Annotated in this window: 1 protein-coding gene; it reads left to right on the forward strand. The window is 73.2% G+C overall.

The genetic code is table 11. The features are described from left to right. Positions 1-69: 69 nt before the first annotated feature. Positions 70-1,076 (forward strand): nucleotide pyrophosphatase/phosphodiesterase family protein (locus ABZY13_RS33500; RefSeq protein WP_356637596.1); only part of this gene is annotated, 1,007 nt, incomplete at its 3' end.

Here is a 1,076-nt window from a genome sequence, read left to right on the forward strand (position 1 = left end):
CGACGGCATCGCCGCCGAACTGACCCTCGCGCGTGACCTGCTGACCGATCTCGGCCTCAAGGAGCTGCCATGACCCGCCCCGAGGGCCCCACCCCCCTGCTCGTCCTGGACGTCGTGGGCCTCACCCCCCGCCTGCTGGACCACATGCCCCACCTCAAGGCGCTCGCCCGCTCCGGCGCCCACGCCCCCCTCGGCACCGTCCTGCCCGCCGTCACCTGCACCGCCCAGTCCACCTTCCTCACCGGCGCCCCGCCCGCCGAGCACGGCATCGTCGGCAACGGCTGGTACTTCCGCGAACTCGGCGACGTCCTGCTCTGGCGCCAGCACAACGGCCTCGTCACCGGCGACAGACTCTGGGACGCCGCCCGCCGCGCCCACCCCGGCTACACCGTCGCCAACATCTGCTGGTGGTACGCCATGGGCGCCGACACCGACATCACCGTCACCCCCCGCCCCGTCTACTACGCCGACGGCCGCAAGGAACCCGACTGCTACACCCGCCCCGCCGACCTGCACGACGAACTCACCCGCAAGTTCGGCACCTTCCCCCTCTTCCACTTCTGGGGACCGGGCGCCGGCCTGGTCTCCAGCCAGTGGATCATCGACGCCACCCGCCACATCCAGCGCACCCGCCGCCCCGACCTCACCCTGTGCTACCTCCCCCACCTCGACTACGACCTCCAGCGCCACGGCCCCGACGACCCCCGCTCCCTCAAGGCCGCCGCCGACCTCGACGCGGCCCTCGCCCCGCTCCTGGACGACGCCCGCACCCAGGGCCGCACCGTCGTCGCCCTGTCCGAGTACGGCATCACCCGCGTCACCCGCCCCGTCGACGTCAACCGCGCCCTGCGCCGCGCTGGACTGCTGGAAGTGCACACCCAGGACGGCATGGAGTACCTCGACCCGATGACCTCCCGCGCCTTCGCCGTGGCCGACCACCAGATCGCCCACGTCTACGTGCGCCGCCCCCAGGACCTCCCCGCAGCCCGCGCCGCCCTGGAAGCCCTGCCCGGCGTCGACCTGATCCTGGACGACCAGGGCAAGAAGGCCCACCACCTCGACCACCCCCGCGCCGG

Origin of the sequence: Streptomyces sp. NPDC006610 (assembly GCF_040611575.1) — a bacterium.
Taxonomy (GTDB): Bacteria; Actinomycetota; Actinomycetes; order Streptomycetales; family Streptomycetaceae; genus Streptomyces.